General features: G+C 62.7%; 23 protein-coding genes. 13 read left to right on the forward strand and 10 right to left on the reverse strand.

The genetic code is table 11. The annotated features are described in order from the left end of the window. Positions 1-5 precede the first annotated feature (5 nt). The 3 genes from ACSQ22_RS02030 to ACSQ22_RS02040 are packed head-to-tail and all read right to left on the reverse strand — an operon-like array spanning position 6 to position 4821. A complete protein-coding gene (locus ACSQ22_RS02030; protein ID WP_436129268.1) occupies positions 6-1205 on the reverse strand; it encodes a response regulator in 1200 nt (399 codons plus the stop codon). After that, the gene (locus tag ACSQ22_RS02035) at positions 1198-4257 is read right to left on the reverse strand and encodes a response regulator (protein WP_436129269.1); all 3060 of its coding nucleotides are present in this window, start codon (positions 4255-4257) and stop codon (positions 1198-1200) included. Before ACSQ22_RS02035 ends, ACSQ22_RS02030 begins: the two co-directional genes overlap by 8 nt. A gap of 36 nt (positions 4258-4293) precedes the next feature. After that, entirely contained in the window at positions 4294-4821 is a 528-nt protein-coding gene (locus ACSQ22_RS02040; protein WP_233559250.1) for a molybdopterin-dependent oxidoreductase, read from the reverse strand. A gap of 412 nt (positions 4822-5233) precedes the next feature. On the opposite strand from ACSQ22_RS02040, the gene ACSQ22_RS02045 reads away from it, so the two are divergent. The 8 genes from ACSQ22_RS02045 (at position 5234) to ACSQ22_RS02080 (ending at position 15731) form a co-directional block, all read left to right on the forward strand. Beyond that, positions 5234-8164 (forward strand): EAL domain-containing protein, encoded by a 2931-nt coding sequence (locus tag ACSQ22_RS02045; protein WP_436129270.1) that lies wholly within the window; start codon positions 5234-5236, stop codon positions 8162-8164. A gap of 15 nt (positions 8165-8179) precedes the next feature. Next, a complete protein-coding gene (locus ACSQ22_RS02050) occupies positions 8180-8509 on the forward strand; it encodes a hypothetical protein (protein WP_436129271.1) in 330 nt (109 codons plus the stop codon). Further along, positions 8506-9348 (forward strand): HDOD domain-containing protein, encoded by an 843-nt coding sequence (locus tag ACSQ22_RS02055; RefSeq protein WP_436129272.1) that lies wholly within the window; start codon positions 8506-8508, stop codon positions 9346-9348. The genes ACSQ22_RS02050 and ACSQ22_RS02055 overlap by 4 nt, the downstream gene beginning before the upstream one ends. Before the next feature lie 12 nt (positions 9349-9360). After that, the gene (locus tag ACSQ22_RS02060; RefSeq protein WP_436129273.1) at positions 9361-10314 is read left to right on the forward strand and encodes an ATP-binding protein; all 954 of its coding nucleotides are present in this window, start codon (positions 9361-9363) and stop codon (positions 10312-10314) included. 3 nt (positions 10315-10317) lie between these two features. Beyond that, a complete protein-coding gene (locus tag ACSQ22_RS02065; protein WP_436129274.1) occupies positions 10318-11661 on the forward strand; it encodes an HD domain-containing phosphohydrolase in 1344 nt (447 codons plus the stop codon). A gap of 17 nt (positions 11662-11678) precedes the next feature. Next, entirely contained in the window at positions 11679-12212 is a 534-nt protein-coding gene (locus ACSQ22_RS02070; protein WP_436129275.1) for a response regulator, read from the forward strand. 191 nt (positions 12213-12403) lie between these two features. Next, positions 12404-14788 (forward strand): EAL domain-containing protein, encoded by a 2385-nt coding sequence (locus tag ACSQ22_RS02075; protein ID WP_436129276.1) that lies wholly within the window; start codon positions 12404-12406, stop codon positions 14786-14788. Between the two features lie 142 nt (positions 14789-14930). Then, a complete protein-coding gene (locus tag ACSQ22_RS02080; RefSeq protein WP_436129277.1) occupies positions 14931-15731 on the forward strand; it encodes an SDR family NAD(P)-dependent oxidoreductase in 801 nt (266 codons plus the stop codon). Positions 15732-15806: 75 nt separating this feature from the next. On the opposite strand, the gene ACSQ22_RS02085 is transcribed toward ACSQ22_RS02080, so the two are convergent. The 4 genes from ACSQ22_RS02085 to ACSQ22_RS02100 are packed head-to-tail and all read right to left on the reverse strand — an operon-like array spanning position 15807 to position 19487. Continuing rightward, positions 15807-17231, reverse strand: a complete 1425-nt coding sequence (locus ACSQ22_RS02085; RefSeq protein ID WP_436129278.1) for an MATE family efflux transporter — start codon at positions 17229-17231, stop codon at positions 15807-15809. Further along, positions 17215-17718 carry a MaoC family dehydratase gene (locus ACSQ22_RS02090; RefSeq protein WP_436129279.1) on the reverse strand — a complete coding sequence of 168 codons (504 nt, stop codon included), beginning with the start codon at positions 17716-17718 and terminating at the stop codon, positions 17215-17217. Before ACSQ22_RS02090 ends, ACSQ22_RS02085 begins: the two co-directional genes overlap by 17 nt. A 40-nt stretch (positions 17719-17758) precedes the next feature. Further along, on the reverse strand, positions 17759-19018 hold the full coding sequence (locus ACSQ22_RS02095; RefSeq protein WP_436129280.1) for an MFS transporter: 1260 nt from the start codon (positions 19016-19018) through the stop codon (positions 17759-17761). Continuing rightward, positions 19008-19487 (reverse strand): MarR family winged helix-turn-helix transcriptional regulator, encoded by a 480-nt coding sequence (locus tag ACSQ22_RS02100; RefSeq protein WP_121420191.1) that lies wholly within the window; start codon positions 19485-19487, stop codon positions 19008-19010. Before ACSQ22_RS02100 ends, ACSQ22_RS02095 begins: the two co-directional genes overlap by 11 nt. Positions 19488-19561: 74 nt before the next feature. Here ACSQ22_RS02100 and ACSQ22_RS02105 point away from each other — a divergent pair, with 74 nt between their 5' ends. Together ACSQ22_RS02105 and gloA are read left to right on the forward strand one after the other, a co-directional pair. After that, positions 19562-20113, forward strand: a complete 552-nt coding sequence (locus tag ACSQ22_RS02105) for a PaaI family thioesterase (protein ID WP_121508683.1) — start codon at positions 19562-19564, stop codon at positions 20111-20113. Next, entirely contained in the window at positions 20110-20523 is a 414-nt protein-coding gene (gene gloA, locus ACSQ22_RS02110; RefSeq protein WP_121420190.1) for a lactoylglutathione lyase, read from the forward strand. The genes ACSQ22_RS02105 and gloA overlap by 4 nt, the downstream gene beginning before the upstream one ends. Positions 20524-20652: 129 nt before the next feature. On the opposite strand, the gene ACSQ22_RS02115 is transcribed toward gloA, so the two are convergent. Next, positions 20653-21177 (reverse strand): OmpA family protein, encoded by a 525-nt coding sequence (locus ACSQ22_RS02115; RefSeq protein ID WP_436129281.1) that lies wholly within the window; start codon positions 21175-21177, stop codon positions 20653-20655. 112 nt (positions 21178-21289) lie between these two features. Here ACSQ22_RS02115 and ACSQ22_RS02120 point away from each other — a divergent pair, with 112 nt between their 5' ends. Beyond that, positions 21290-21883 carry a gamma-glutamylcyclotransferase gene (locus ACSQ22_RS02120; RefSeq protein WP_228895378.1) on the forward strand — a complete coding sequence of 198 codons (594 nt, stop codon included), beginning with the start codon at positions 21290-21292 and terminating at the stop codon, positions 21881-21883. A 98-nt stretch (positions 21884-21981) separates the two neighbouring features. Then, complete coding sequence (locus tag ACSQ22_RS02125; RefSeq protein WP_436129282.1) at positions 21982-22509, forward strand: superoxide dismutase family protein; 528 nt, start codon at positions 21982-21984, stop codon at positions 22507-22509. 92 nt (positions 22510-22601) lie between these two features. Here ACSQ22_RS02125 and ACSQ22_RS02130 read toward each other — a convergent pair whose 3' ends face one another. Together ACSQ22_RS02130 and ACSQ22_RS02135 are read right to left on the reverse strand one after the other, a co-directional pair. Next, on the reverse strand, positions 22602-23165 hold the full coding sequence (locus tag ACSQ22_RS02130; protein WP_436129283.1) for a nucleotidyltransferase family protein: 564 nt from the start codon (positions 23163-23165) through the stop codon (positions 22602-22604). 83 nt (positions 23166-23248) lie between these two features. Then, on the reverse strand, positions 23249-24016 hold the full coding sequence (locus ACSQ22_RS02135) for an SDR family NAD(P)-dependent oxidoreductase (RefSeq protein ID WP_436129284.1): 768 nt from the start codon (positions 24014-24016) through the stop codon (positions 23249-23251). A gap of 100 nt (positions 24017-24116) precedes the next feature. Between ACSQ22_RS02135 and ACSQ22_RS02140 the strand changes: the two genes are divergently transcribed. Continuing rightward, a complete protein-coding gene (locus tag ACSQ22_RS02140; protein ID WP_436129285.1) occupies positions 24117-25025 on the forward strand; it encodes a LysR family transcriptional regulator in 909 nt (302 codons plus the stop codon). The last annotated feature ends 29 nt before the right edge of the window (positions 25026-25054 follow it).

A 25054-nucleotide genomic window follows, 5' to 3' on the forward strand; every position in this document is an offset into this window, starting at 1 on the left:
GGGGGTCAGCCGCCGCTGCTGCTGCTGACGCTGCCTTCGCCGATGACCACACCCTCGGTAGAGAGGTCCTGGGCAATGCGGTCGCGTTGCGCCTGCAGAGCATGTTCGCTGTCGGCAAACTGCTGCGCAATGCGCCGGAACTCTTCGGAGAGCGAGAGGAAGGCGTCCACCATGTCGGGGTCGAAGTGGCTACCTCGGCCGTCGCGGATGATTTCTACCGCCGTCTCATGGGAGAAGGCGGCCTTGTACACGCGCTCGGAGATCAGCGCGTCATACACATCGGCCACCGCCATGAGCCGTGCCGACAGGGGGATTGTGTTGCCCACCAGCCCTTCGGGGTAGCCTGAGCCGTCCCACTTTTCCTGGTGGCTGTAGGCGATCTCCTTGGCGTAGCGAAAGAACGGGTTGTTTTGCGTGGTTTCGGTTTCTGCCGCCACGATGGCGTCCCGGCCCAGCGTGGTGTGGGTCTTCATGATCTCGAACTCTTCAGGCGTCAGCTTGCCCGGCTTGAGCAGGATGCGGTCGGGGATGCCAACCTTGCCAATGTCGTGCAGGGGGGCGGACTTGAAGATCACCTGGATGGCGTCTTCCGTGAGTTCGTCGCGAAAGCGCGGATGGTCCTGCAGCTTGCGGGCCAGCGCTTCCACATAGTGCTGCGTGCGGCGGATGTGGTTGCCGGTCTCGTTGTCCCGCGTTTCGGCCAGCGATGCCATGGCGCGGATGGTGGCGTCCTGTAGCTCCGCCAGGGCGCGCGTGCGGTTGGCCACCTCCTGCTCCAGAAAGTGGTTGTGGTGGGCGAGCAAATCCCGCGCTCGCTTGAGCTGCAGGTGGTTGCGCACGCGCGCCATGGTGATGGCGGGGTTGACGGGCTTGGTGATGTAGTCCACTGCGCCCAGCTCCAGCCCCACCGTTTCGTCGTCGGTGGCGCTCATGGCGGTGAGGAAAATCACCGGAATGTCTTCGGTCTCGGGGTTGAATTGCAGGCGCCGCAGCACCTCGTAGCCATCCATGTCCGGCATCATGATGTCGAGCAGGATCAGGTCGGGCTTTTCGGCCGCCACGATCTGCAGCGCGCGTTCGCCGGTGGGTGCCAGCTTGACCTTGTAGTCGGGGCGCAGGAGGTCGCTCATCAGCGACAGATTGCCCGGGGTGTCATCCACCACCAGCACCGTGCATTTGCCGCTCAATTCCAATGGGCTATTCATGAACTGGGTCCTCCTTGTGTTGCATATCGTTCCCCGCCTTGCGCAGCACGTCGAGCGCATCGGCAAAGAGGTAGTTGTCGAGCAGCCGCTTCATGTCGGCGTAGGCGGGGCCCAGCAGGGCCTGAAGACTGTGGCCGGAGTCCTTGAACAATTCGATGGCGTCGGAATCACTGTCTTCCAGCAGGGCGCCAAGGCGTTCCACCAATGCGCGGGCCTGCGCGCCATCCAACGGGGTTCTGGCAGCGCTCGCCGTGCCGGGCGTGTCTGCCTCAGGGGGCAGGGCGCTCTGCAGCGCAGCCACCAGGGTCTGGCAGGCGGTGTCTACGGGCGGGAGCAGGGCTTCGAGGACGTCGGCGGTCGCGTTGTGTGCAATGGCTTGCTCCGCCGCGCCTGCCAGTTCGGCCAGACCCACCGCGCCTATGGTGGCAGCGGTACCTTTGAGCGTGTGCATGGCGCGCTGCGCCGCCTCTGGCTGGGCGGCCGCGAGGTGCGCGCGCGCTTCTTTCACTGCGCTGCCTTGTCCGGCCACGAATTTGCGCAGCAGGCTCTCATAGGCCGTACGTTTGCCGAGTACACGCCGCAGCCCGGCGGCGGTGTCCAGGCCTTCGATGTGTGTCAGCGGGTCGGGGGTGTCCGCCGGCGCCAAGGAAGGAGCGCCAGGCACCGCAGGTTGCAGGGCAACAGTCTTACCGCTGGCGCCCCCAGTGTGTGGCAGTGCAATCCATTGCAGCAGGGCGGCGAACAGCGCGTCGGGGTCAATGGGCTTGGCTATGTGGCCGTTCATGCCCGCTTCCAGGCACTGCTCGCGGTCGCCGCTCATCGCGTTCGCGGTCATCGCCAGCACCGGCAGGCGCGCCCAGGCGGGGTTCTGGCGCAATTGGCGCGTGGCGGTGAGGCCGTCCATCACCGGCATCTGCATGTCCATGAGCACGATGTCATAGGTGCCTCGGGCCAACATGTCGAGTGCGGCCTGGCCGTTGTCGGCCACATCCACCACCAGCCCGGCACTGGCCAGCAGTTCGCTGCCCACCTGCTGGTTCAGGTCGTTGTCGTCCACCAGCAGCACGCGCGCCCCTTGGATCGATGTCAGGTTGGCGCCCCGTGCCGCTGAGGCTGGCAGGCGCCGCCCGTCGTCCACCCGCTGCGCGCCTCCCAATGCTCGCATGGCGGCATCAAAAAGCTGAGATGGGTTGACGGGCTTGGTCAGCATCAGCCCGATGCCGGTGCGTGTGAGTTCGGCCAGAACGTCGTCACGCCCATGCGCGGTGACGATGACCGGGCGCGGAGGGTGGGGCAGTTGGGCCAGCTGGCGGGCGGTTTCAAAACCGTCCATACCAGGCATCTTCCAGTCCAGAAAGGCGATTTCGCAGGGCCTGCCTGCCAGGTCCGCGGCGCGTGCCAGGTCCACGGCCTGCGCCCCCGAACTGGCCAGCGTGACCGAAAAACTCATGCTGGACAGCAGCTCGGCCAGGATCTGCCGGGCCTGTTCGCTGTCGTCCACCACCAGCACGCGGCGGCCACGCAGGTCGGGTTCCGGCAGCAGTGGTCGCTGCACAGCCGCGCCCAAACCCAGTCGCGCTGTGAACCAGAAGGTGCTGCCCTTGCCTGACGCGCTGTGCACGCCCACCTCGCCGCCCATCAGGCTGGCCAGTTTCTTGGAAATCGCCAGGCCCAGGCCGGTGCCGCCGTACTTGCGCGTGGTGGAGGTGTCGGCCTGCTCGAACGAGCGAAACAGGCGTGCCTGCTGTTCTTCGGTCAGGCCGATGCCCGTGTCCTGCACTTCAAAGCGCAGCAGCACGCCCTGGGCATCCCGCGCTGCTTCGCGTACCCGCACGATGATCTCGCCATCGTCCGTGAACTTGACGGCATTGTTGGCGTAGTTCACCAGGATCTGCCCCAGCCGCAGGGGGTCTCCACGCAAGTCGGAGGGCAGGTGGGAGTCCACGTCGAACATCAGCTCCAGGCCTTTGCTGGCGCATTTCTCGCCCAGCAGGTTGGCCACGTTGTCGAGCACGGCATGCAGGTCGAAATCCACCACCTCGACTTCGAGCTTGCCCGCCTCGATCTTGCTGAAATCCAGGATGTCATTGATCAGGCCCAGCAGGTGCTGTCCCGACCGCTGTATCTTTTCGACGTAGTCGCGCTGGCGCGCGGTCAGCTCGGTGGCCAGCGCCAGGTGGCTCATGCCAATCACGGCGTTCATGGGCGTGCGGATCTCGTGGCTCATGTTGGCCAGGAAGTCTGATTTCATGCGCGATGCGTCCTCTGCCTTGGCGCGGGCCACCTCCAGTTCATCCTCATGTTCCTGCAGCGCGGCGTTGGCTCGCTGCAGCTCCGTGGTGCGCTGGGCTACCCGGGCCTCCAGGGCTTCCTCGTTGCGCTTGAGGGCTTCCACCAGTTCGGCCTGGGCCTCCAGGGCCTGAGAAGTGGCCTTTTCACGCTGGAGGAACTGGCGCGCCATGGCAATGGCCAGCAAAAAGGTCAGGATGGCCTGGAACGCGGTCAGCCCGGTGGTCAGCAGGGTCTGGTGCTTGACCTCTTCGTTGCGCCGGTCGCCCAGCAAGGCGGAGATGCGCGATGCCTGCAGCGACAGCTCTTGAACGATGTCGCGCAGCTTGTTCAGCTCGGCCCGCAACAGACGCATATTTGTCTGGCTCGATGCCGCGTCCACACTCTGCCCGAAATGGTTGTCCCCTGCGGCGACAAACTTCTGCAGTGCTTCCAGGGCTGTGGCGTAGATCGGTTCCTCCTGCATCAGCGTGCGGGCGGTGCCGCTCTCCAGCGCGCTGAAGCGGCTCAGGAACAGGTCATAACGCAGCTCCAGCCGGTCCATGGGCAGGCTGGGCGGGTCCAGCTCGAACTGGTGCAGGGCGTGGTCGAGTTTTTCGTACTCCACATTGAGCTGCAGGAATGACCACAGGGCATTGACGTCGCCCCGGCGCATGACCGCCTCGACGCTGCGGTACTGGTGGTACTGCACCCCGGCAATGGCCACATACGCCACCACCAGGCCCGCGATGATCAGCCGCAGAAAGTGCTTGCCCCGGATCATGGTGTGGTTCCTGGGAAGTTGGGAGGAGGGGGTGGACTAGCGAATTCGCAGGATATGGAGCTGCCAGGCGGCGCGGTTGTAGTACAGCTCGCTGCGCAGCTCTGCCTTGGTGTCAAACGGATAGACAATGAAAAGCGGCCCCTTTTCGCGCACACGCATGGGGCGGTTGTTCATGAGCCGGGCAACGATCACGTCGTGGCGCGTGGCATCGTCGATGGGGATTTCCGTCTTGTAGTCGTTGAGCGCCACCGCTGTGATGTTCTTGCCCTTTGCGCCCACGGCCGCCAGCACATCGCGCAGCAGGGGGCCAGTGAAAGTGACGGCGCTGGGGTACCAGGGGGTTTGGGTGGAGAAGCTGTGCTGGGGCAGCTTCTCTAGCATGGCCATGTCGAACTGGGCTTGCGAGCCGTTGTTGGTCTGGCTGATCGCGCCGTCGATGGTCAGAACGACCGTGCCGGTGGGTTTGTCCAAAGCGCGGGCCTGGGGCAGCGTCGCCGCAGCGACTACAAACACTGCGATGCCCAGCCACAAGGCAACGCGTGCCCCTGAAAGACTCGTATGCATAACGCTCCCCCTTTTGCAACAGTCTTGCAGACAGTTGCCCAAAATGTAAATCGTTTTCTAGCAGCATGGGTCTTGTGATGCACCAGCGACGCAGATGAGTACCCATACCAGGGCTGCGCTCACACGGCATAGCAGGACATACCCTGCCTGTGCACTCGCTGCAAGGCCGTGACAAGCTCAAAGGGGATAAGTACAGTGGGTAGCAGGTCCGATATTCCAAAGCAGGTTTGTCGCCTGCGCCAATTATTCGGGAGGGAGGTGCATGGGCTCACGAAAGCTCTGCAAGCGTTGGCCCCCAATCTGCGCAATGCAGCGCCGTCGGTAGTGAGGCCACAGAGGTCCTCAATGCGCCGCACAGCCCTGCATCGCATAACGTGGTCGCATCATTTCCGTGTTGGCAAGGCATCTCACCATGGGTAGTTTCGATACTGAAGACCGGCCGTTTGAACAGGAAATGGCACTTTCTGAACCCGACTACCGGCTGTTGGTAGATCAGGTGCAGGCGGCCGTCTTTGTGATTCAGAAGGGGCGGTTCCTTTTTGTGAATCCCAAGCTCCTGGAGCTTTTCGGATACTCCAAGGAAGAGATGCTCAGAGGCATGGATCCCATGCTGCTGTGCGTGCCCGAGCACCGGGACATGGTGCGGGAGCAGACGAACGCCCGGGTAGCGGGGGTCCCAGGCAAAGCCTATGAGGTCGAATGCCTGCGCAAGAACGGCGAGCGGTTCAGCGCCCAGGTCTGGGGCGTGCGCATTTTTCTGTCGGCGCAAGCAGCGGACCTGGTCACGTTGCATGACGTCAGTGCAATCCAGGCGGCCACGCGGTACGCGCAGCAGCGTGTTCAGCTGTTTCGCAATGCTGAAGAGCTTGCACGCATTGGTTCTGCGGAGGTGGACTTGGTGTCCGGCACGGTCACCCTGTCGTCAGGCATGCATGCCATCTTGGGAATCCCGCTCACCGAGACGCCCCCTGGCACAGACTGGCTGCTGGCGCGCGTACCTTCGGTAGAGCGCCCCTATGTTCAGGCCATCAGCGAGGGCGTTTCCCCCGACGACGTCTGTGAGTTCCAGCACCGTATTGTTCACACCGACGGCAGCTTGCGCACGGTGCTGCACCGGGTCCTTGCCGAGGCCGATGAAGGCGGAAAGGTGATCAGGACGGTCACACTCCTGCAGGACATCACGCTACAGCGGGCGGCTGAACAGAAACTGGACAAGCTCGCGAATACCGACGAAATCACCGGGCTGCCGAACCGCAACGCGCTGACGGAATACCTTGATACCAAAATGCGCGAGGCCGCGCGGGGAGGGCGGCACATTGCGGTCCTGAGCGTTGAGATTGACAGACTCAAGCTTGTCAGTGAATCACTGGGCCACGCAGCTGGGGATCAGTTGCTCATGGAGGTCGGCAGACGGCTCCAGCCCCAGGTTTCCCAAGACGATCTGCTGGCGCACTTTGGAAGCGGCGAGTTTTCCTTGGTGCTGGCTCGGGAAGAGTCTGTGGATGAAGCCATGGCACGGGGCACCGCCGCCTCATTGGTAGATGCGCTGTCCCTTCCGGTTGCCATTGGCGACAACGAGATCAAGGTGACCTGCGATATCGGAATATCCCTTTACCCCGTGCACGGGGATGATCCTGAAAAACTGCTCCAGCAAGCGCAAGCGGCGATGTATCGCGCCCATGAGCTGGGCAAGAACCAAATCTGCGTTTTCAGTTCGGGCATGCATTCCAAGGCGATCTCCAGGCTTGTCATGGAGTCGGGATTGCGTCGAGCTTTGGAACGCAACGAGTTTGAACTGCATTTTCAGCCCAAGCTCGAATTGGTCTGCGGGTCCATCATTGGTGCCGAGGCATTCCTTGAATGGAAATCCCCCGATGGCGCATTAATTTCCCGGTCCAGCTATATCCGGGCCGCTGAAGAAACCGGCCTGATCGTGCCGATCGGTGAATGGGTTCTGCGCACCGCCTGCCTCCAGGCGCTGGAATGGCAGCGCGCTGGTCATCCCATGTGCCGGGTTGCCGTCAACCTGTCGGCTCGCCAGCTTCAACAACCCGATCTGGCTCAGAAGATAGAAAAGATCCTCATCGAAACCGGCCTTGATCCAAGGCTGCTGGGGCTGGAGATCACCGAGGGTGCGCTCATGGGGGAAAGCACTCGCATCGCGCGGATTCTGGGCGACCTCAAGACCCTGGGCATCGAGATTTCGCTGGATGATTTTGGCACCGGCTATTCCAGCCTGAGCTACCTGCGCACACTGCCCATTGACGTGGTGAAGGTAGACCGCTCGTTTGTCCACGACGTCACGGCAGCTTCTCAAGACGTGTCCATCACGCGCGCGATCATCAACATGGCGCACAGCCTGCAGATGAGAGTGTTGGCAGAAGGTGTTGAGACCGAGGGGCAACTGGCGTTGCTCATCGCCAACGGCTGTGACCAGATGCAAGGGCACTATTTCAGCGGGCTGCTAACGGCCGACGCCATGGGTTCCCTGTTGCGTGAAAGCAAGGCCTTGCCTGAGCACTTGTTATTGCGCCGCGCCCAACAACGTACCTTGTTGCTCGTTGATGACGAGGACAGCATTGTTTCTGCGTTGCGCAGATTACTGCGTCGGGATGGCTATCACATCGTGACGGCCAACAGCGGGGCGCAAGGTTTGCAAAGGTTGGCCGAAAACTCGGTGGATGTGATTGTCTCGGACCAGCGGATGCCCGGTATGACGGGGGTGGAGTTCCTGCGCCGGGCCAAGGAACTGTATCCAGACACCGTACGAATGGTGCTGTCTGGCTACACGGAGCTTCAGTCCATCACCGATGCGATCAATGAAGGGGCCATCTACAAGTTCCTCACGAAACCATGGGATGACGAGCGGCTTCGCGGGCATGTGGCGGAAGCGTTCTCTCAAAAGGGAATGGCCGATGAGAATCGGCGGCTGGCGAGCGCAGTTCTGCGAGCCAACGATGAACTCACTGCAGTGAATGACCGTTTGCAACAGTTGCTAACGAATCAACGTGAGCAGATTCACCGCGAAGAGAGTAGCCTGAGCGTCGCACGGGAGGTCTTGGATCATATTCCTGCGGCGGTCATCGGGGTGGACCTGGAGGGCATGGTGGCATTTGTGAATGCAGATGCAGAAGCACTGTTTGGAAGGACCACCGCGTTGTTGGGACAGGATGCGGACGACGTGCTACCGGCAGATTTGCGCCATGTATGGCGTGCCGCCGATCAGAGCTACCACGATGTGCAACTCGCCGGAGAGACGTTTCGCGTTGTATGCCGCTCCATCGGAGGAGAAAATCATTCACGAGGTCGATTGCTGGTCTTGGTGCCAGGCAGTGCGGCTTGAACTCTATGCACGCCCATGCAAGCTCTTGCTACCACCACTGAACAGGTTCCGGAGGGACTACTTTTAGCGCAGCCCGTACTGGATGCCCATGCGCAACTGCTGTTGCCAGAGGGGACGCCTGTCACGCGCGAAATTCTCAAAAACTTGCAGCATCGAGGTATCGACACGATTTTTGTGAATGCCCCCGAGGAGCTAGCACAGCGCAATGGAAAAGTGGATCCGGTTGAGCAACGGGTACTGACGGAACAGCGTTTGCTGCATTTGTTCAGGCCTGCCCTGCGGGCAGGGCAGCTCAACCCTTTGCTGCACATGATTTTGAGGCACCGGCTTGAGGAGAGGCCATGAAGCAACTCACTGCGGATGCAATCTTGCACAGCGTGCACGGATTGCCTGCCTTGCCAGCAGTCGTGCTGGAGTTGATCCAGTCCTTTGGCGACAGCGATGTTTCGGCGGAGCAACTGGCCATAAAGATATCGCACGACCAGGCCATTGCCGCGAAAACCCTTCGACTTGCAAATTCTTCCTTCTACGGGTTGCCGCGTCAGGTCACTTCGATCACTGAGGCTACGGCAATCCTGGGGCTGCGCACATTGCGCGGCGTGGCAACGGCCGCAGGTCTTGTCAGCGGGTTTGCCAAGTCGCGCTGCCAAGGCTTCGATTTCGATGCGTTCTGGTGCCATTCCATCGGTACGGCGCTTACCTGCCGGGCCCTGGCGCAGCGCACCCGATTGGACGAAGACGCCGCGTTTACGCTGGGGCTGTTGCATGACATTGGGCGCTTGGTTCTGGTCAGCTCCTATGAGGAGGAATATGCCCAGGCCATTGCATATCGGAAAGAACATGACTGTTTCATGCACGTTGCAGAACAGCATCAATTTGGTGTTGACCACGCAGAGGTTGGCGGCCTCATCGCTGAGCATTGGCACTTTGCCCCAGAGATCGTCGCAGCCATCGCATGCCATCACCGGCCTCGGTCCCATGCTGGCAAAGGGCTCATGGATCTCGTCCATGTTGCTGACAACATTGCCCATGGCCTCGATCTTTCGCACCAGGAAGATGACATGGTGCCGCTGCTGTCACTGGATGCTTGGGGCAGGCTCGCGCTGGGTGAGAAGGACTACCGGGAAGTTTTTGACACCGTTGCTGAACAACATGACGTCGTCTGTCACGCGTTGCTGGCCTGAAGGAGGGTTGACATGAGTTCTCACGATCCGCAGTTGGCTGAGGCCGCAAACACGACATCCTCGCCGCTCTCTGCCGCTGATGTCACGGCAGACCGGGTCAAGGAACTGCTGCGCTCCAATGAGGAGTTGATGCAACTGAATGCCAAACTTTCGGATGCACAGGACAAGCTCATGCAGTCGGAAAAAATGGCCTCCATCGGGCAACTGGCTGCCGGGGTGGCCCACGAAATCAACAATCCGATTGGATTCATATTCTCAAATTTCGGGACTCTCGAACGCTATCTGGGTGATCTTTTTCAGATGCTCGCTGCCTATGAAGAGGCCGAGTCCGCATTGGCAGGCACTCCGGCAGCAGCCCGTCTGAGGGCTCTGCGCGAAAAGATAGAACTGGACTTTCTGAAGGAGGACATCCCCTCGTTGATGGCAGAGTCGAAGGACGGCATCACGCGGGTGCGCAATATTGTCCAGAACCTGAAGGACTTCTCCCGGGTGGACACCTCGCAAAAGTGGGTCCTGGCCGATTTGCACCATGGCATTGATTCCACACTGAACATCGTCAACAACGAAATCAAATACAAGGCGGAGGTCGTCAAGGCGTACGGTGAACTCCCGGATATCGAGTGCCTTCCGTCTGAACTCAATCAGGTTTTCATGAACCTCCTGGTCAACGCTGCGCACGCCATCCAGGCAGACAGGGGCGTCATCACCATCAGCACCGGCGCTGACGACAGCCGGGTGTGGGTGGAAATACAGGATACCGGCGAGGGCATTGCCAAAGAGAATCTGGGAAGAATCTTCGACCCGTTCTTTACCACCAAAGCGGTGGGCAAAGGGACCGGGCTTGGACTGTCTCTTTCCTATGGCATCGTCAAGAAGCACTTTGGCAGCATTGACGTGTTCAGCGAGCAGGGGGTTGGGACTCGTTTTCGTGTCACGCTGCCGATTCAGCACCCGCAGGAGGCTTGAGGTGTGAATTCCCCTATCGACGTCACCGCTTTGTCAGGGGCGGCTTTGCAAGAGGAGGGCGCCAGCCTGCAGGGCGGTGGTCAGCGCGTCTGGCGCATTCTGTGCGTGGACGACGAGCCTAACATTGTGGCCTCGCTCAGGCGGCTGTTTCGTGGCAGCGGATACCAGGTGACAACGGCCACGAGTGGTGCCCAAGCCATTGCGCACCTGGAGCAAGAGCCTGTGGATCTGGTCTTCTCCGATATGAGAATGCCCGGCATGAGCGGGGCCCAGTTGCTGGAGCAGATACGGGTGCGGTGGCCCAAAACGACACGCGTACTGCTCACAGGCTACGCTGACATTGGGTCAACCATCGCGGCCATCAACAGCGGGGAAGTCTATCGGTACATCACCAAGCCGTGGGATGACGGTGAGGTGCTTGCCACGGCTCACCAGATTTTTGAGCGGCATGCCCTGGAAGACGAAAAAACCCGGTTGGAAGAACTGCTCAGGGCCAAAAACCAGGCCTTGATGGAATTGAATGAAACCCTGGAGGAAAAGGTCGCGGCGCGCACTAGCGAGTTGCTCCAGCTCAGTCAAAAAATCAAGAAAAACTACCTTACCTCCATCAAGGTGTTTTCCAACCTCATGGAGTGGCGAGGTGGGCAACTCTCCGGCCACTCGCGCCGTGTGGCGGATCTGGCCCGTCGCACCGCACGGGCCATGAACATGGCGGAAGCGGATCAACAGGACGCGTTCATCGCAGGGCTCATGCATGACATTGGGCAGATTGCCTTGCCTGACACCTTGCTGGCCAAACCCGTTCCCAAGCTTTCCGATGAAGAAACTGCGCAATACCGACGGCATGCCGTTCTGGGAGAGCAGGCACTGATGGCGCTGGATGACATGCAGACGGTGTCCAACATCATCCGCAGCCACCACGAGCGGCACGATGGGCTCGGATATCCAGATGGCCTGGTCGGGGAGATGATTCCAATGGGGGCCTGCATCCTCGCTGTGGCAGATACCTACGATGATCTGCAGATCGGCCATCTCAGCTCCACCCCCCTGAGTGCTGCAGACGCACGATCAATGATTGCCAGGGGCAGGGGAACCCAGTTTCATCCAGAAGTGGTGGATGTGTTCCTGCAGATGCTCCTGAAGGCTGCGCCCGTTGCGGACGCTCCGCCGCGCATGCTGCGAACGGCACAACTTCGACCCGGCATGATTCTGGCGCGCGATCTTTTGTCCAGCGAAGGCGCCGTGTTGCTTGCCGCCGATCACGTGCTCACCGCCGAATTGATCAAGCGGTTGCGATTGCGCGAAGGGCGGGACGATGTGGAAATGATCTTGCCCATAAAACCGTAACGGAGAGGGAGCCAGCCATGCAGAGAATTCTCTTGCTCGATGATGAACACCACGTCTTGGCTGCAATCAAGCGCAGTCTGCGGGCGGGACTCGGTTCTGAGCTCCGCATTGAAGAGACCGTGGATCCGGAAGTTGCCTTGGCCAGACTGAGAGATACCGCCTTTGACGTGGTGATCTCGGACTTTAGGATGCCGCTCATGACTGGCGTGGAGTTTCTGGGTCTGGTGCGAACCATTCAGCCCAAGGCAGTCCGGATGGTTTTAAGCGCGTCGTCCGATTCGGAGAACCTGATGCGAGCCGTCAATGACGCAGAAGTCTTTCGTTATCTGTTGAAGCCCTGGGATGAAAAAGACCTGCTTGGTCACGTCCGCTCAGCCCTGGAGAGAGCGGATCAACTGCGCCACGAGAGTGAACTTGCCGACGTGGGGCGGCATGAATTGGGGCAACTCAGTGCGACGGAGTTGGAGCGCCGTCGATTGGAAGCCATGGAACCCGGATTGACGCAGGTGACGTGGGGCCCCAATGGAGAGGTTTTGGGCCCCGAGAACTAGCGTTACGCCTTTTGTGCTGGGCAGCGTCGTGGTGCCAGGACGCTGGATTGCAGAACCGGGAAGTCTGCCAAAAGACCGTGGATAGAATGTTTGTTATTTAACATAATATACATCGTATCTATTTTAAAGATAGCGTCACATCGGATCGTGCCATTCCTTATGATGGCCCACCAATCGCACGAGAAGGCGCCATGAACATCGACACCACGTCTTTGATTCGGGACATGGGAATGAACGCGGGCCTGCTGTGTTTTCTGGCCGCGCTGTACAGCATTGTCCTGAGTGGCCTGCGCCATCCCGACCTGGGCATCAGGAAGGCGCGGCAACGATGGTTGCCCTGGATCACAGGGCTCATGTTTGGAGTCATCGGCATCCTGACCATGCTCGTGCCTTTGCGGCTGGCCGAAGGCGTGATCGTTGACGCCAGGTTGGTGATGGCGGGCCTGGCCGGCGCCTATCTGTCGCCGCTGGGTGCTGTGCTGTGCGCTGTGGTGCTCGGCGCCTACCGGCTCAGCCTGGGCGGCATCGGCAGCGGCCCGGCCATGGTCGGTATTGTTTTGACCACGGGTATCGGGTGGCTCTGGCAGCGCCACAGGCCTTACTTTTCTCCACAGCGTTTTGGAGCCTTTTCCGATGGGGTCTGGCTAATCGGACTCGGCTTGAGCCTGGCGGCCGGCGGCATGCTGGCGATACAGACCTTGCCGCCAGAGATTGCACGAGCAGTCACGACGCGCTCCTGGATGGCTGTGGTGGTGATCTACCCCATCGGCACGGTGCTGCTGGGGTTCCTACTGGACAACACGCAAAAACTCAACCAGCGCGAAGAGACCCTGGAGCAGACAGCCGAGACCTTGAAGACCATGCTGGCCGAAGCGCGGCAGGCCGCCAGCGTTTTCGTCAACAGCAAGGACACGATTGCCATAGTGCAACCGGACGGCACCGTGCTGGATGTCAACCCGACCTACAGCAACGTGCTGGGCTACTCGCGCGAGGAGCTGATTGGCAAGTCATCTGCCGTCCTGCGCCTCGACGAAGGGGGCGAATCCACATTCCTGCGCCGCGTCGCGCAGGCCATTGAGCGAGACGGCCGATGGCATGGCGAACTGGTCAGGCGCCGCAAAAATGGAGAAGCCTTTGTCTCGGAGGTCACCATCGAAGGCATCAAGGACGCGGACGGCGTCGTGCGCAAATGGGTCTCTGTGGGCAAGGATGTGACCGAGCAGCGCCGCCTGGAGCAGGCCCTGCAGCAGTTTGGCAACTACGACGCCCTCACCGGCCTGTCCAGCCGACGCCTTTTTGCCAAGGAGCTGAATGCGACCCTCCAGAAACGCATCGAAACCAATGGCATCCTGGCCCTGTGTTTACTGGACATCGACCAGTTCAAGGACCTCAACGAGCAATGGGGGCAGCCCCTGGCGGACCAGTTCCTTCGGGTATTTGCACAGCGCCTGCGGGCCGAGGCGGGGCCAGACAACCTCATTGGCCGCATTGGCGGCGATGAATTCGCCGTGGCACTGAAAGACTGCGCACACACCGAAGCCGCCCTGCAGCGGTTGGAGCGCCTGCGCCAGTCGCTCGCGCGGACGGCCGTTCTGGACAATGTGCAACTGCGCCTGACCTGCAGCGCCGGGGTCACGTTCTACCCCGATGATCTGGGGGACGCTGACGGCCTGCTGCGCCATGCAGACCTGGCGCTGTATGCGGCCAAGGAACAAGGCAAGGACCGGATCGCGGTGTTCGACGTCCAGCAGGGCCAGCGGCTGCAAGCGCGCAGGCACACGGCCAAGCTGGTCGAGGACGCCCTGCTGCAAGGCGAGATGGAGCTGTTTTTTCAGCCCAAGGTCAGAATCTCGGATGGGCAGGTGATTGGTGCCGAATCCTTGATCCGGTGGCACCATCCCGAGCGGGGGCTGCTGGCGCCGGGTGCGTTTATGGATGACATTGTGGGCACCCCTGCTTCCGGCAAACTGGACTATTGGGTGCTGGACGCTGCATTCAAAGCCGGGCACACGCTCGTCACCCAGGGCTGCCCCCTGCCCTTGAGCATCAACATCGCAGTGCCCACACTGATCGACAGCCGGTTTCAGCAGGAAGTCGCGCGACTGCTCAAGCGGCACCCATCCTTGCCCCAGCCCTTTCTGGAGGTCGAGTTGCTGGAAACCGAAACTTTCAACGACCTCTCGGCTGTGGCCTATGTCATCCAGGGGCTGGACGAGCTTGGTGTGCAATGCTCCATCGACGACTTCGGCACGGGCTACTCATCGCTCACCTATCTGCAACGCCTGCCCGCACAGATCGTGAAGATCGACCAGTCCTTCGTGCGCGAGATGCTCGACAACGAGCGCGATCGTGCCCTGGTGCGCGGCATCGTGAGCCTGGCCCATGCGTTCAACCGCACCGTGGTGGCGGAAGGTGTGGAGACCACGGCCCATGCCGGGGCACTGCGCGATCTGGGGTGCGATGGCCTGCAGGGCTATGGCATTGCCAGGCCGATGCCGCTGCCGGATCTGATCCGCTGGATCCGGGCGTGGCAGCCGCCGCCGGAGTGGGTCGGTGCCCCGCAGCCGGTGCGCTGACGGTCTGCGGCGCTTCCTTGCAAACCCCGCAGAAAGCGAGAACAGGCATTGATCGCCCTTGGGCCCGCGCACTGGCGGTAACTCGAAGCTAATGCAGGTTTCCGGCTCCACCCTCCTCCCCCACCCGCTACCATCCACGTCCATGAATCCTACAAGCCCCGCGCCATCCCTCCGGTCTTCCGTTCACTTTGGCCACACAGGTCGCGTCTGCATCGTTACCGGTGGCGCGCAAGGCATTGGTGAAGCCTGCGTCCGCCGGTTTGCAGTTGAAGGCGCCAAACCGGTGATCGTGGATGTGGACGATGCACGCGGCCAGGCCCTGGCTGCGGAACTGGGCGCGCTGTATGTGCGCTGCGACGTAGGCGACAAGGCGCAGGTGGATGCGCTGGTCGCCCAGGTGCTGGCCGCCCACGGGCGCATCGACGTGCTGGTGAACAACGCTGGCATCTTCCGTGCTGCGGATTTTCTGGAGGTGACCGAAGTCGACTTTGATGCCGTGCTGCGGGTCAACCTCAAGGGCTCGTTCCTCGTCGGCCAGGCCGTGGCCCGGGCCATGGTGGCTTCGGGTGGCGGCTCCATTGTCAACATGAGCTCGGTCAACGGTGTGCTGACCATCCCCAATATCGCGAGCTACAACGTGAGCAAAGGCGGCGTGAACCAGCTCACACGCGTGATGGCGCTGGCGCTGGCCGACAGGAACATCCGCGTGAACGCCGTGGCGCCCGGCACCATCGCCACCGAGCTGGCCGCGAAGGCCGTGCTGACCAGCGATGAGGCCAAGAACAAAATCATGAGCCGCACGCCCATGAAGCGGCTGGGCGAGCCGTCCGAGATTGCCGACGTGGTGGCCTGGCTGGCCAGCGACGCCGCCAGCTATGTGACCGGCGAGATCGTGACCGTGGATGGTGGCCGCATGACTCTGAACTACACCGTTCCGGTCTGATTCAACGAAATACTACCAAATTGATAGCTGCTAGCGCTTGATGGGTAAGCGCTGGCAGCAATTCTGGCTATATTTCTACGCCTGTGGCATGCGCCGCAGCAGGCCCGCCATGCTGCGTGGCCAACCGACCGGACCGAACCAGGCGCCACCTGCAATCGCCCAGGCGTTGACCACGCCGTACAGCACCAGCGCCACGGCTTGTGCGGCAAACACCGCCGCCAAACCACCACCCCAGCGCAGCGCCAGCCAGCCGCCAGTCACGGCCACCGCCAGGCGCGTGATGTTGCCGATGACGGGCCACAGCAGGCGCCCTGCCCCTTGCGAGGCAAAGTACAGCACCAAGCCCAGGCCGAAAAAGCCATACACCGGCCCGACGGTACGCAGATACAGCGCGCCCGCCTCCAGCATCGCGGGGTCGCTGTTGAAAAGCGACAGCCACGCATGGGGAAAGGCCGTCGCCCACAGACCAATCGCCTCGGCCATTACAAAAGCCATGGCCGCGCCGATCCAGGTGGCGCGCAGGGCCCGCTCACGCTGGCCCGCGCCGATGCAGGTGCCGACCATGGCCACCAGCGGCGCGCCCAGGCCAAATACCAGGGGCACCAGCAGGTACTCAAGCCGCGATGCGGTTCCATACCCGGCAATGGCCGCCGTGCCAAAACCGCCGACCAGCGCGGTGGTCACCCCAATCGCTACATTGGTGGCCACGGTCGACACGGTGCCCACCAACCCGACCCGCAGGATGTCCTTGAACAGCACCCAGCGAAACCGGATGTGCGCCAACGATGGCCGCAGCAGGCTGCGCGGCGACCACAGATACGCTGCCAGCACCACGCTGCCGATCAGGTAGTACGCCATCAGCGCAATGGCCCCGCCGGCAATGCCCAGGCCGGGCACGGGGCCCCAGCCAAAGATCAACAACGGTGACAGCGGCACCAGCACGAAGGCGCCCAGCACCGTGACATAGGCTGGCACGGCCATGTTGCCCGTGCCCCGAATGACGGCCGAAAGCGTGTTGAACAGCCACACCAGAAACGCGCCCGCAAACACCCAGTTGGAATAGACCAGCGCCGCAGCCAGCGCGCCGCCGGTGCCGCCCATGCGGGTGTAAAGCCAGCGCCCTCCTCCCACCACGCCGACTGTAAAGATCAGCGAGAACACCGTCGCGATGACCAAGGAGTGCAGCACCAGGGCGTCGGCATCGTCCCGTCGCCGAGCGCCCAAGGCACGCGCAATGGCCGACGCAATGCCGCCGCCCATGGCGCCCGCCGATGTCATCTGCATCAGCATGACGACCGGGAACACCAGCGCCATGCCCGCCAACGCATCGGTGCCCAGCTTGCCGACAAAGTAGGTCTCGATGAGCCCGACGCCCGCTTGCGCCAGCATCACCAGCACATTGGGTGCGGCCAGGCGCAGCAGCGTGGGGGCGATGGGCGCCTCCAGCAGCATGCGGGTGCGGGGGTTCAGTGCATCGGTCACGTCAAGCCCCTGCCCCATCGACCGCTGGCCTGCGCGGCACCACGATACGCACGGTAGACAGCTGCAGCACATCGCCGCGCTGGTTGCGTGTTTCGCTGCGCACGGTGACCATGCCGCGATCGGGCTTGGACTTGGAGGGCTGTATCTGCACCACTTCGCTCACCACATGCAGCACATCGGTGGCGCGCGTGGGCCGGGGCCAGCTCAGCTCGCCCCCCGCCCCGATAATGCCGCCCGCAATGGGCAGTCCGCTGGTCACCTGCAGGCGCATGGTCACGGCCGCCGTGTGCCAGCCGCTGGCGGCCAAGCCGCCAAACAGCGTGTCACGCGCGGCGGCGTCATCCAGATGAAACGGCTGCGGGTCGAACTGGGCGGCAAAGCTGGTGATCTGCGCTTCATCCATGGCGTGTTCGCCACTTTTGAACAGGTCGCCCACGGCCAGGTCGTCCAGATAGATCGGAGATTTTCCTGCCATGGAGGCGCTGCGGGCGTGGGTGTCCGTCATGTCATTGGCTTTCATTCAAGGGGATGGATGCCTTGTGGGCTCAGGCGGCGGAGGCGGCCCGGCGCGCCAATCGCGCCTCGCGGATGGGCAGATTGATCAGTGCCGCGCCCACGGCCAGCACGATGTCGATGTACCAGACCCAGTCATAGCTGCCCGTGGTCTGGAACACGCTGCCGCCCAGGTAGGCGCCAAAAAAGCCGCCAACCTGGTGCGACAGCATCACGATGCCGAACAGCATGGCCATGTTGGCCGTGCCGAACATCTTGGCCACCAGCCCGGCGGTGGGGGGCACGGTGGAGAGGAACGTCACACCCATCACGGCGGCGAAGATCAGCACCACCATGGGTGTCTTGGGTGCGAACAAGAAGACCAGCACCGCCAGGCCGCGCGTGGCGTACAGCAGTGCCAACAGCGACTTCATGCGCCAGCGCCCTACCGCCCAGCCCATGGCCAGGCTGCCGACAATGTTGAACAGCCCGATGACAGCCAGCGCCCAGCCGCCCACCTCGGGCGCCAATCCACACGCCGCAATCACCCCTGGCAGGTGCGTGGCCAGGAAGGCAACGTGAAACCCGCAGACCAAGAAGCCCACCGCAAGGTACCGGTAGCTGGGCGTTGCCAGCGCCTGGGCAATGGCCTCGCGCGCGGTCAGTGCCTTCTGGCCCGATGCAGCGGCAGCCTGCGCAGCCAGCGCGTTGGAATTGCCCTTGAGCACCCACACCGCAGGCAGCGCCAGCAGCACCAGCACGCCCAGCCACTGCATGGCACTGGCCCAGCCCACGGCAGCGGTCAGGCTGATGGCAATGGGCGCCATCACAAACTGCCCGAACGATCCCCCCGCGTTCACGATGCCACTGGCCAGCCCGCGCTTGCTGGCGGGCACCAGCCGCGCCGTGGCCGCCATCAGCACCGACGGCCCGGCCATGCCCGCGCCGCCTGCGGCCAGCACGCCAATCGCAAAAATCAGCCCTGCCGTGGTCGTCATGTACGGCGTGATGAAAGTGCCCAGCGCCACCAGCGCCACGCCCAGCAGGATCACACGGCCCGTGCCAATGCGGTCGGCCACAGCCCCTGCAAACGGCTGCGTCAGCCCCCACCACAGCTGGCCAAACGCAAAGGCCAGGCTGATGCTGCCAATGCCCAATGCCGTGGAGGTGTTGAGCGCCGACAGGAACAGGCCCATGGTCTGGCGCGTGCCCATGGTGAGCGCAAAGGCGCCAGCGGCGGCCAGCAGCACGAGCCACAGTGCCAGTGGCGCGGCGGACTTGGCTGCGACCGGAGAGGTGTCGTTATTCGTCATGCCCAGCCTCCTGCACTGGCAGTGCTGCCAGCAAATCGAGAGAGTCGTCCACCAGCGCATGCAGGGCCATCACGCGCTCCACGCCCAGCGTTTCATTCAGCGCGAGTTGCGCAGCCTTCCAGTGGCGCTGCGCCTCGGCACGTTTTTCGCGACCTGCGTCGGTGATGTGGGCCAGGCGGCTGCGAGCATCGGCGCCCGCCTCCAACGTGACCCATCCTGCATCCACCAGAGGGCGCAGGTTACGCGTCAGCGTGGACGCATCCATCTTCATGGCCACCGCCAGGTCGCCCGGGCGGATAGGCCCCAGCGTGAGCACATGCGACAGCAGCGAATACTGCGTGGTCTTGAGCCCGCACTTCGCCATTTCGGCGTCGTAGTGCGCGGCTATGCGGCGCATCAGCTGGCGCAGCTTGAAGTTGGTGCAGCCCCGTGGCAGTACGGGGGCCAGGGTGGTTGGTTCGGCTTGCATGGATTTAATTGTATCTGCAATAATTGCATATGCAACTCATACATGTAAACCCCGCCAACAACTCGGACACCCCCATGACACAGCACAACCAACTGGAACATTGGCTTGCACAAGAGCGCGACATCCTCGCCACCCTGGACGCAGGCCCCGGCCCTGGCGTGGCACGGCGCGAGCAGATCGCCCACCTGAACGGCCTGCAGCAGATGCAGGCCATGCTGCGCGGCGAACTGCCCTACGCCGCCATCGCCAAGACGCTGGACTTCTTGATCGTGGAAGTGGGCGAAGGCACGGCCATCTTCCAGGGAACGCCCCGCGCTGAGCACCTCAACCCCATGGGCACCGTGCACGGCGGCTGGTTTGCCACCCTGCTCGACTCGGCCCTGGGCTGCTCCATCCATACGCGCATGGAACCCGGGCGCGGCTACACCACGGCCGAGCTGGGCATCAACCTGGTCAAGGCCATCACGCCCAAGGTGCAGCGTGTGCGCGCCGAAGGCCGGGTGATCCACAGCGGGCGCCAGTTGGCCACGGCCGAAGCGCGCCTCGTGGGGCCGGACGGCACGCTGTACGCCCACGCCACCACCACCTGCCTGGTTTTTGACATGCCTGCACAATCGAAAGGATGAAATTCCTCCACACGATGCTGCGCGTTGGCAACCTTCAACGCTCGATTGATTTCTACACCAACGTTCTGGGCATGCAGCTGCTGCGCCAGTCCGAGAACCCCGAGTACAAATACTCGCTGGCCTTCCTCGGTTTCGAAGGCGGCAACCCCGGCCAGGCCGAGATAGAGCTGACCTACAACTGGGGCGTGGAAAGCTACGAGATGGGCACTGCCTATGGCCACATCGCCCTGGGTGTTCCGGATGCTTACGCGGCGTGCGAGAAGATCAAGGCCTCGGGCGGCAACGTGACGCGCGAAGCGGGCCCGGTCAAAGGCGGCACGACGGTGATCGCGTTTGTGACCGACCCGGATGGCTACAAGATTGAATTGATCCAGCGCACCGAGGGGGCTGGTGGCGCAGGCTTGCGTTAACCAGCACTATCAAATGTATAGCTGCTGGCGCATGATGGATAAGCGCTAGATGCAAATTTGACTCAATAAAAAACCCGGCACTGCCGGGTTTTTTTATGGAGCGACCTGCTGCAGGTCATTACGCAGGCATCAAGCGCCCAGTGCCACTTCCACGCGGCGCGCTTCGGCGTTGCTGCCGGTGGCGGTGGTTTCTTCAGGCTTCTTCAGCTCGATCTTGTCTTCCGCCACGCCGAGGGCCTTGAGCGCATCGCGCACTGCAAAGGCGCGTTGCTTGGCCAGCTCGGCGTTCAGGGCTGCGTCACCCGTGGCGTCGTGAAAGCCCGAGATCACAGCCTTCTTGCCCTCGGTCACACCCTTGACCACGTCGGCCAGGGCTTCGTTGGCGCCAGCCGCCAGCTCGGCCTTGGCAGTGGCAAAGTAGAACTTCACCACGCCGTTTTCGACGCGCACGCTGGCAGCGTCGTCAGCAACTGCGGCCGCTGTTGCAGCTGGCGCGCTGCTTGCAACGGCCGTTGCAGCAGGCTTGGCGGCACCCGAAGTGCCCACGCGCTTGACCACCACGGTGCCGACCACTACCGAGATCACCAGCGCAATGAGTGCGAACAGGAAACCCAGGGCAAAACGTTGTTGGCTATCGTCGTCAGAACTAGACATTGGAGATTCCTGCAGTGATTAAGAAAAAGAATGGATGCTGGGGCCGTAGCGAAACCCGTAAACACAAGTCCCCAGAGCGTTAAAGCAAAGCTTTCGATTGTAGAGTGAACCCATGACGAACCTGCCCGCCCCGCTGCGAGATCCGGCCCCCATGCTGGAGCGCGCCCTGAACGAATGGGGTGGTCACGAAGACCTGTGGATCTTTGGCTACGGCTCGCTCATCTGGCGCCCGGACTTCGACTATGCCGAGCGCCGCCCGGCCAAGGTGCATGGCTGGCACCGGGCGCTCAAGATGTGGAGCCGCATCAACCGGGGCACGCCCGAATGCCCGGGCCTGGTGTTCGGCATGTTGTCGGGCGGCAGTTGCCGGGGCATGGTGTTCCGTGTGGACAAGGCGCATGCGCGGCAGGTCATGATCAACCTGTGGCAGCGAGAGATGATCACCGCCGTGTACGACCCGCGCTGGCTCACCTGCCACACCCCGCACGGCCCGGTGCGCGCGCTGGCCTTCACCCTGTCGCGCAAAAGCCCCAACCACACGGGCGAGCTGCCCGATCAAGAGTACTGCCGTATTTTTGAGCAGGCCTGTGGGCGCTATGGCACCACGCGGGACTACGCCCAGGCCACGTATGACGAGCTGCGCAGGCACGGCATCCATGACCGGGCCCTGGCCCGTTTGATTGCGCTGGCCCAAAAAGAGGCATAGTGCACATCTTTGCTGGACGCGCATGGGCCCGACGGGGAGACTGCGCCTCGGTGCCAGTTAAATACCGGGTGGTTTCATTGTTCTAAGGAGTTTGAGTCATGAAGATCCGTTTCGCTTTTGTCCTGTCATCCGTTACGGCGCTGGCCTTGGCGAGCTGTGCAGCCTATACCTCAGGGCCCAGCGCCACCGCCAAACTAGAACCCACGCGCGGCAACACCACCGCTGGCACGGTCACATTCGTGCAGTCGGGCGACGTGGTGAAGGTGTCTGGCTCCATCAGCGGTCTCAAGCCCAATGCCGAGCACGGCTTTCATGTGCATGAAAAAGGCGACTGCAGTAGCGGCGACGGCATGAGCACCGGCGGCCACTTCAACCCGGGCGGCAAATCCCACGGCCACCACGGCATGGGTGATCACCACACGGGCGACCTGCCCAGCCTCAAGGCCGATGCCAATGGCGTGGCCAGTTTCAGCTTTGAGTCGCGCACGATCCGCGTCGGCAGCACGGCCAATGACATCGTCGGCAAGGGCCTGATCGTGCACCGCGACCCGGACGACTACAAGACCCAGCCGACTGGCAACGCCGGTCCCCGTCTGGCCTGTGCGGTCATTGCCGCCAAGTCATAAACAAAGAGGCTGCTATGGGCTCCTGGGCCTGAACCGCCCCTCCCCCGCAACCCGCCCGCCAGAGATGGCCGGCGGGTTTGGTTTTTGGCAGATCAGGCCGGTGGACGGCTCGCAAGGAGGCGTTCGGCGCGCGCCAGATCCTGCACGGTGTCAATGTCCGTCACCGTGCCCTCGTCCTCCACCGCCAGGTTTTGCACCTGCCCTTGCTCAGCAAACTTGCGCACCACGCGGGCGGCACCTTGCTCGCCCGACAGGGCCAGCAGATCCGGCAAGCACTGCGCAGCAAATCCCACGGGGTGGCCGCGCTCGCCGTGAAAGAACGGCACCGTCACCGCCCTCTTCGCCACGGCCTGGGCCAGCATTTGCAGGGTGTCAGGCCGCACCAGAGGCAGATCTCCCGGCAACACCAGCCAGCCTGCCGCATGGAACGTGGCCCGCACCGCCGCCGCAATCGAATCGCCCATGCCCGGATGGCCCACATCCTCCAGGTGCCATGCCAGCCCGCTGGCGCGCACGGCGGCCAGCGTGTGCTCCAGCACCGGTACCCCCGCCAGCAATGCGCGCAGCTTGTGCACCTGCCCGCCCGATGCCACAAACCGATCGCCCCGGCCGGAGGCCAGCACCAGGACCACGGGAGACGAGGGATCGAGAGACATGGAGATAGGACCTGCGTTGGACAATGAACCGTGCGGCGCACAGCGGGCGAGATTCTAGGCCGTCCGCCGCACTGCGACGGGACTCAAGCCAGCGTATACCCGCCATCCACCACCAGGTTGTGCCCGCTCACAAAGCTGGCTGCATCCGACAGCAAAAACAGCACCGGCCCCGCCATCTCGGCCGGGGCTGCAGGGCGGCCCGACACCGAGGCTTGCAGTGTGTTGCGCATCGCATCCTCGTTGCCAAAGGCGGCCAGCGCCATCGGCGTGACTGTGGGCCCCGGACTAACGGCGTTCACGCGGATGCCTTGCTGAAAATACTCCATCGCCGCATTGCGCGTGAGGCCCAGGGCCGCGTGTTTGCTGGCGGTATAGGCGCTGATGCCATTGAACCCCACCTGGGACGAGATGGACAGGTTGTTCACGATGGCGCCGCCACCCGTCTTCAGCATCGCGGCAATCTGGTGCTTCATTGCATAGAAGATGCCCAACGTGTTGGCCTGCAACACCGCCTGCACATCCGCTGCATTCAGTGTGTGCAAAGGGCCTGCGACCCCCAGGGCGCCTGCGTTGTTGAAGGCGCCGTCCAGGCGGCCAAAGTGCTGCACTGTGGCCTCGACACTGCGCTGTACGCTGGCCTCATCGGTCACATCCAGGGCGATCACCCAGGCCTGTCCACCGGCGGCACGCACCCGCTCGGCCACCGCTTCGCATTCGGCCGTGCGGCGCGCGGCCAGCACCACATTGGCTTTGTGGCGCCCAAGCGCCACGGCGGTTTCGGCGCCAATGCCCGAAGACGCTCCGCTCACCAGATAAGTTTTTCCGGCCAGATTCCACTCGCTGTTTTGCATGTTTTCTCCTGTGGTGTTGCAAATCAGCGGGAAGCTTATTGTTGAAAATGGAATATATAAATGGCCTGAAAATGCACACATCAATGAACTAATTTCAACAATGAGCCTGGACCTCGCAGATCTCAAACTCCTGAGCACCATCGCCCGCCACCTGAACTTTCGGGCCGCCGCGCAAGAGCTGGGCCTGTCGGCCTCGGCCATCAGCCATGCCGTGCGTTCGCTGGAGGAGCGGCTGGGCGTGCGCATGTTCAGCCGCACCACGCGCAGCGTGGCGCTGACGCCAGCCGGGCGCCAGTTGCTCGATCGTGTAGGGCCCGCCTTGCAGGACATTGCTGCGGCCATCGACGACATCAACGTGTTTCGCGACACCCCGCAGGGCCTGCTGCGCATCAATGCACCGCGCTCGGCGGGCGATTTGGTGCTGGGGCCGCTGATTGCACAGTTTCTGGCGCAGCACCCGCAGGCCGAGGTCGAGTTGGTGCTGGACGACGGGTTGGTCGACATCGTCGAAGGTGGCTTTGACGCAGGCGTCCGCTACGGAGAACGCCTGCAGCAGGACATGGTGGCCCTGCCATTGGGGCCGCAGCAGCAGCTGATGGTGGTGGCGTCCCCTGCCCTGCTCGCGGGGGTGGGTGCGCCGCGCAACCCGCGCGATCTGATGCAGATGCCCTGCGTGCGCATCCGCTTTCCGAGCGGAGCGCGCTATGCATGGGAGTTTGAAAAGGCCGGCGAAAAGATCGCGGTGGATGTGCAAGGCCGCCTGACCGTAGGCGACATGCCGCTCATCCTGCAGGCGGCCTTGGCGGGCGTGGGGTTTGCGTACCTGTACGAACCCTACGCCCGCGAGGCCCTGGCCAGCGGCGCGCTGGTGAGCGTGCTGGACGACTGGTGCCCACCCATCCCGGGCTTCTACCTGTACTACCCCAGCCGCAGGCAGCCCACGGCCACCCTGCGGGCGTTTCTGGAGCTGGTCAAGATGGCCGCTGCATCAGAAGCACCCGGGGGGTGAGGCACCCGCCCCCCGGATGCACGCTGCAC

This window comes from Acidovorax sp. LjRoot38, from assembly GCF_964252975.1.
Lineage (GTDB): Bacteria > Pseudomonadota > Gammaproteobacteria > Burkholderiales > Burkholderiaceae_C > Acidovorax > Acidovorax facilis.

What these genes read in the sequence shown, in the direction of transcription:
- ACSQ22_RS02030 (WP_436129268.1), bottom strand. Translation starts at nt 1,205, where the DNA reads ATGAATAGCCCATTGGAATTGAGCGGCAAATGCACGGTGCTGGTGGTG.
- ACSQ22_RS02035 (WP_436129269.1), bottom strand. Translation starts at nt 4,257, where the DNA reads ATGATCCGGGGCAAGCACTTTCTGCGGCTGATCATCGCGGGCCTGGTG.
- ACSQ22_RS02040 (WP_233559250.1), bottom strand. Translation starts at nt 4,821, where the DNA reads ATGCATACGAGTCTTTCAGGGGCACGCGTTGCCTTGTGGCTGGGCATC.
- ACSQ22_RS02045 (WP_436129270.1), top strand. Translation starts at nt 5,234, where the DNA reads ATGGGTAGTTTCGATACTGAAGACCGGCCGTTTGAACAGGAAATGGCA.
- ACSQ22_RS02050 (WP_436129271.1), top strand. Translation starts at nt 8,180, where the DNA reads ATGCAAGCTCTTGCTACCACCACTGAACAGGTTCCGGAGGGACTACTT.
- ACSQ22_RS02055 (WP_436129272.1), top strand. Translation starts at nt 8,506, where the DNA reads ATGAAGCAACTCACTGCGGATGCAATCTTGCACAGCGTGCACGGATTG.
- ACSQ22_RS02060 (WP_436129273.1), top strand. Translation starts at nt 9,361, where the DNA reads ATGAGTTCTCACGATCCGCAGTTGGCTGAGGCCGCAAACACGACATCC.
- ACSQ22_RS02070 (WP_436129275.1), top strand. Translation starts at nt 11,679, where the DNA reads ATGCAGAGAATTCTCTTGCTCGATGATGAACACCACGTCTTGGCTGCA.
- ACSQ22_RS02075 (WP_436129276.1), top strand. Translation starts at nt 12,404, where the DNA reads ATGAACATCGACACCACGTCTTTGATTCGGGACATGGGAATGAACGCG.
- ACSQ22_RS02080 (WP_436129277.1), top strand. Translation starts at nt 14,931, where the DNA reads ATGAATCCTACAAGCCCCGCGCCATCCCTCCGGTCTTCCGTTCACTTT.
- ACSQ22_RS02085 (WP_436129278.1), bottom strand. Translation starts at nt 17,231, where the DNA reads ATGGGGCAGGGGCTTGACGTGACCGATGCACTGAACCCCCGCACCCGC.
- ACSQ22_RS02090 (WP_436129279.1), bottom strand. Translation starts at nt 17,718, where the DNA reads ATGACGGACACCCACGCCCGCAGCGCCTCCATGGCAGGAAAATCTCCG.
- ACSQ22_RS02095 (WP_436129280.1), bottom strand. Translation starts at nt 19,018, where the DNA reads ATGACGAATAACGACACCTCTCCGGTCGCAGCCAAGTCCGCCGCGCCA.
- ACSQ22_RS02100 (WP_121420191.1), bottom strand. Translation starts at nt 19,487, where the DNA reads ATGCAAGCCGAACCAACCACCCTGGCCCCCGTACTGCCACGGGGCTGC.
- ACSQ22_RS02105 (WP_121508683.1), top strand. Translation starts at nt 19,562, where the DNA reads ATGACACAGCACAACCAACTGGAACATTGGCTTGCACAAGAGCGCGAC.
- gloA (WP_121420190.1), top strand. Translation starts at nt 20,110, where the DNA reads ATGAAATTCCTCCACACGATGCTGCGCGTTGGCAACCTTCAACGCTCG.
- ACSQ22_RS02115 (WP_436129281.1), bottom strand. Translation starts at nt 21,177, where the DNA reads ATGTCTAGTTCTGACGACGATAGCCAACAACGTTTTGCCCTGGGTTTC.
- ACSQ22_RS02120 (WP_228895378.1), top strand. Translation starts at nt 21,290, where the DNA reads ATGACGAACCTGCCCGCCCCGCTGCGAGATCCGGCCCCCATGCTGGAG.
- ACSQ22_RS02125 (WP_436129282.1), top strand. Translation starts at nt 21,982, where the DNA reads ATGAAGATCCGTTTCGCTTTTGTCCTGTCATCCGTTACGGCGCTGGCC.
- ACSQ22_RS02130 (WP_436129283.1), bottom strand. Translation starts at nt 23,165, where the DNA reads ATGTCTCTCGATCCCTCGTCTCCCGTGGTCCTGGTGCTGGCCTCCGGC.
- ACSQ22_RS02135 (WP_436129284.1), bottom strand. Translation starts at nt 24,016, where the DNA reads ATGCAAAACAGCGAGTGGAATCTGGCCGGAAAAACTTATCTGGTGAGC.
- ACSQ22_RS02140 (WP_436129285.1), top strand. Translation starts at nt 24,117, where the DNA reads ATGAGCCTGGACCTCGCAGATCTCAAACTCCTGAGCACCATCGCCCGC.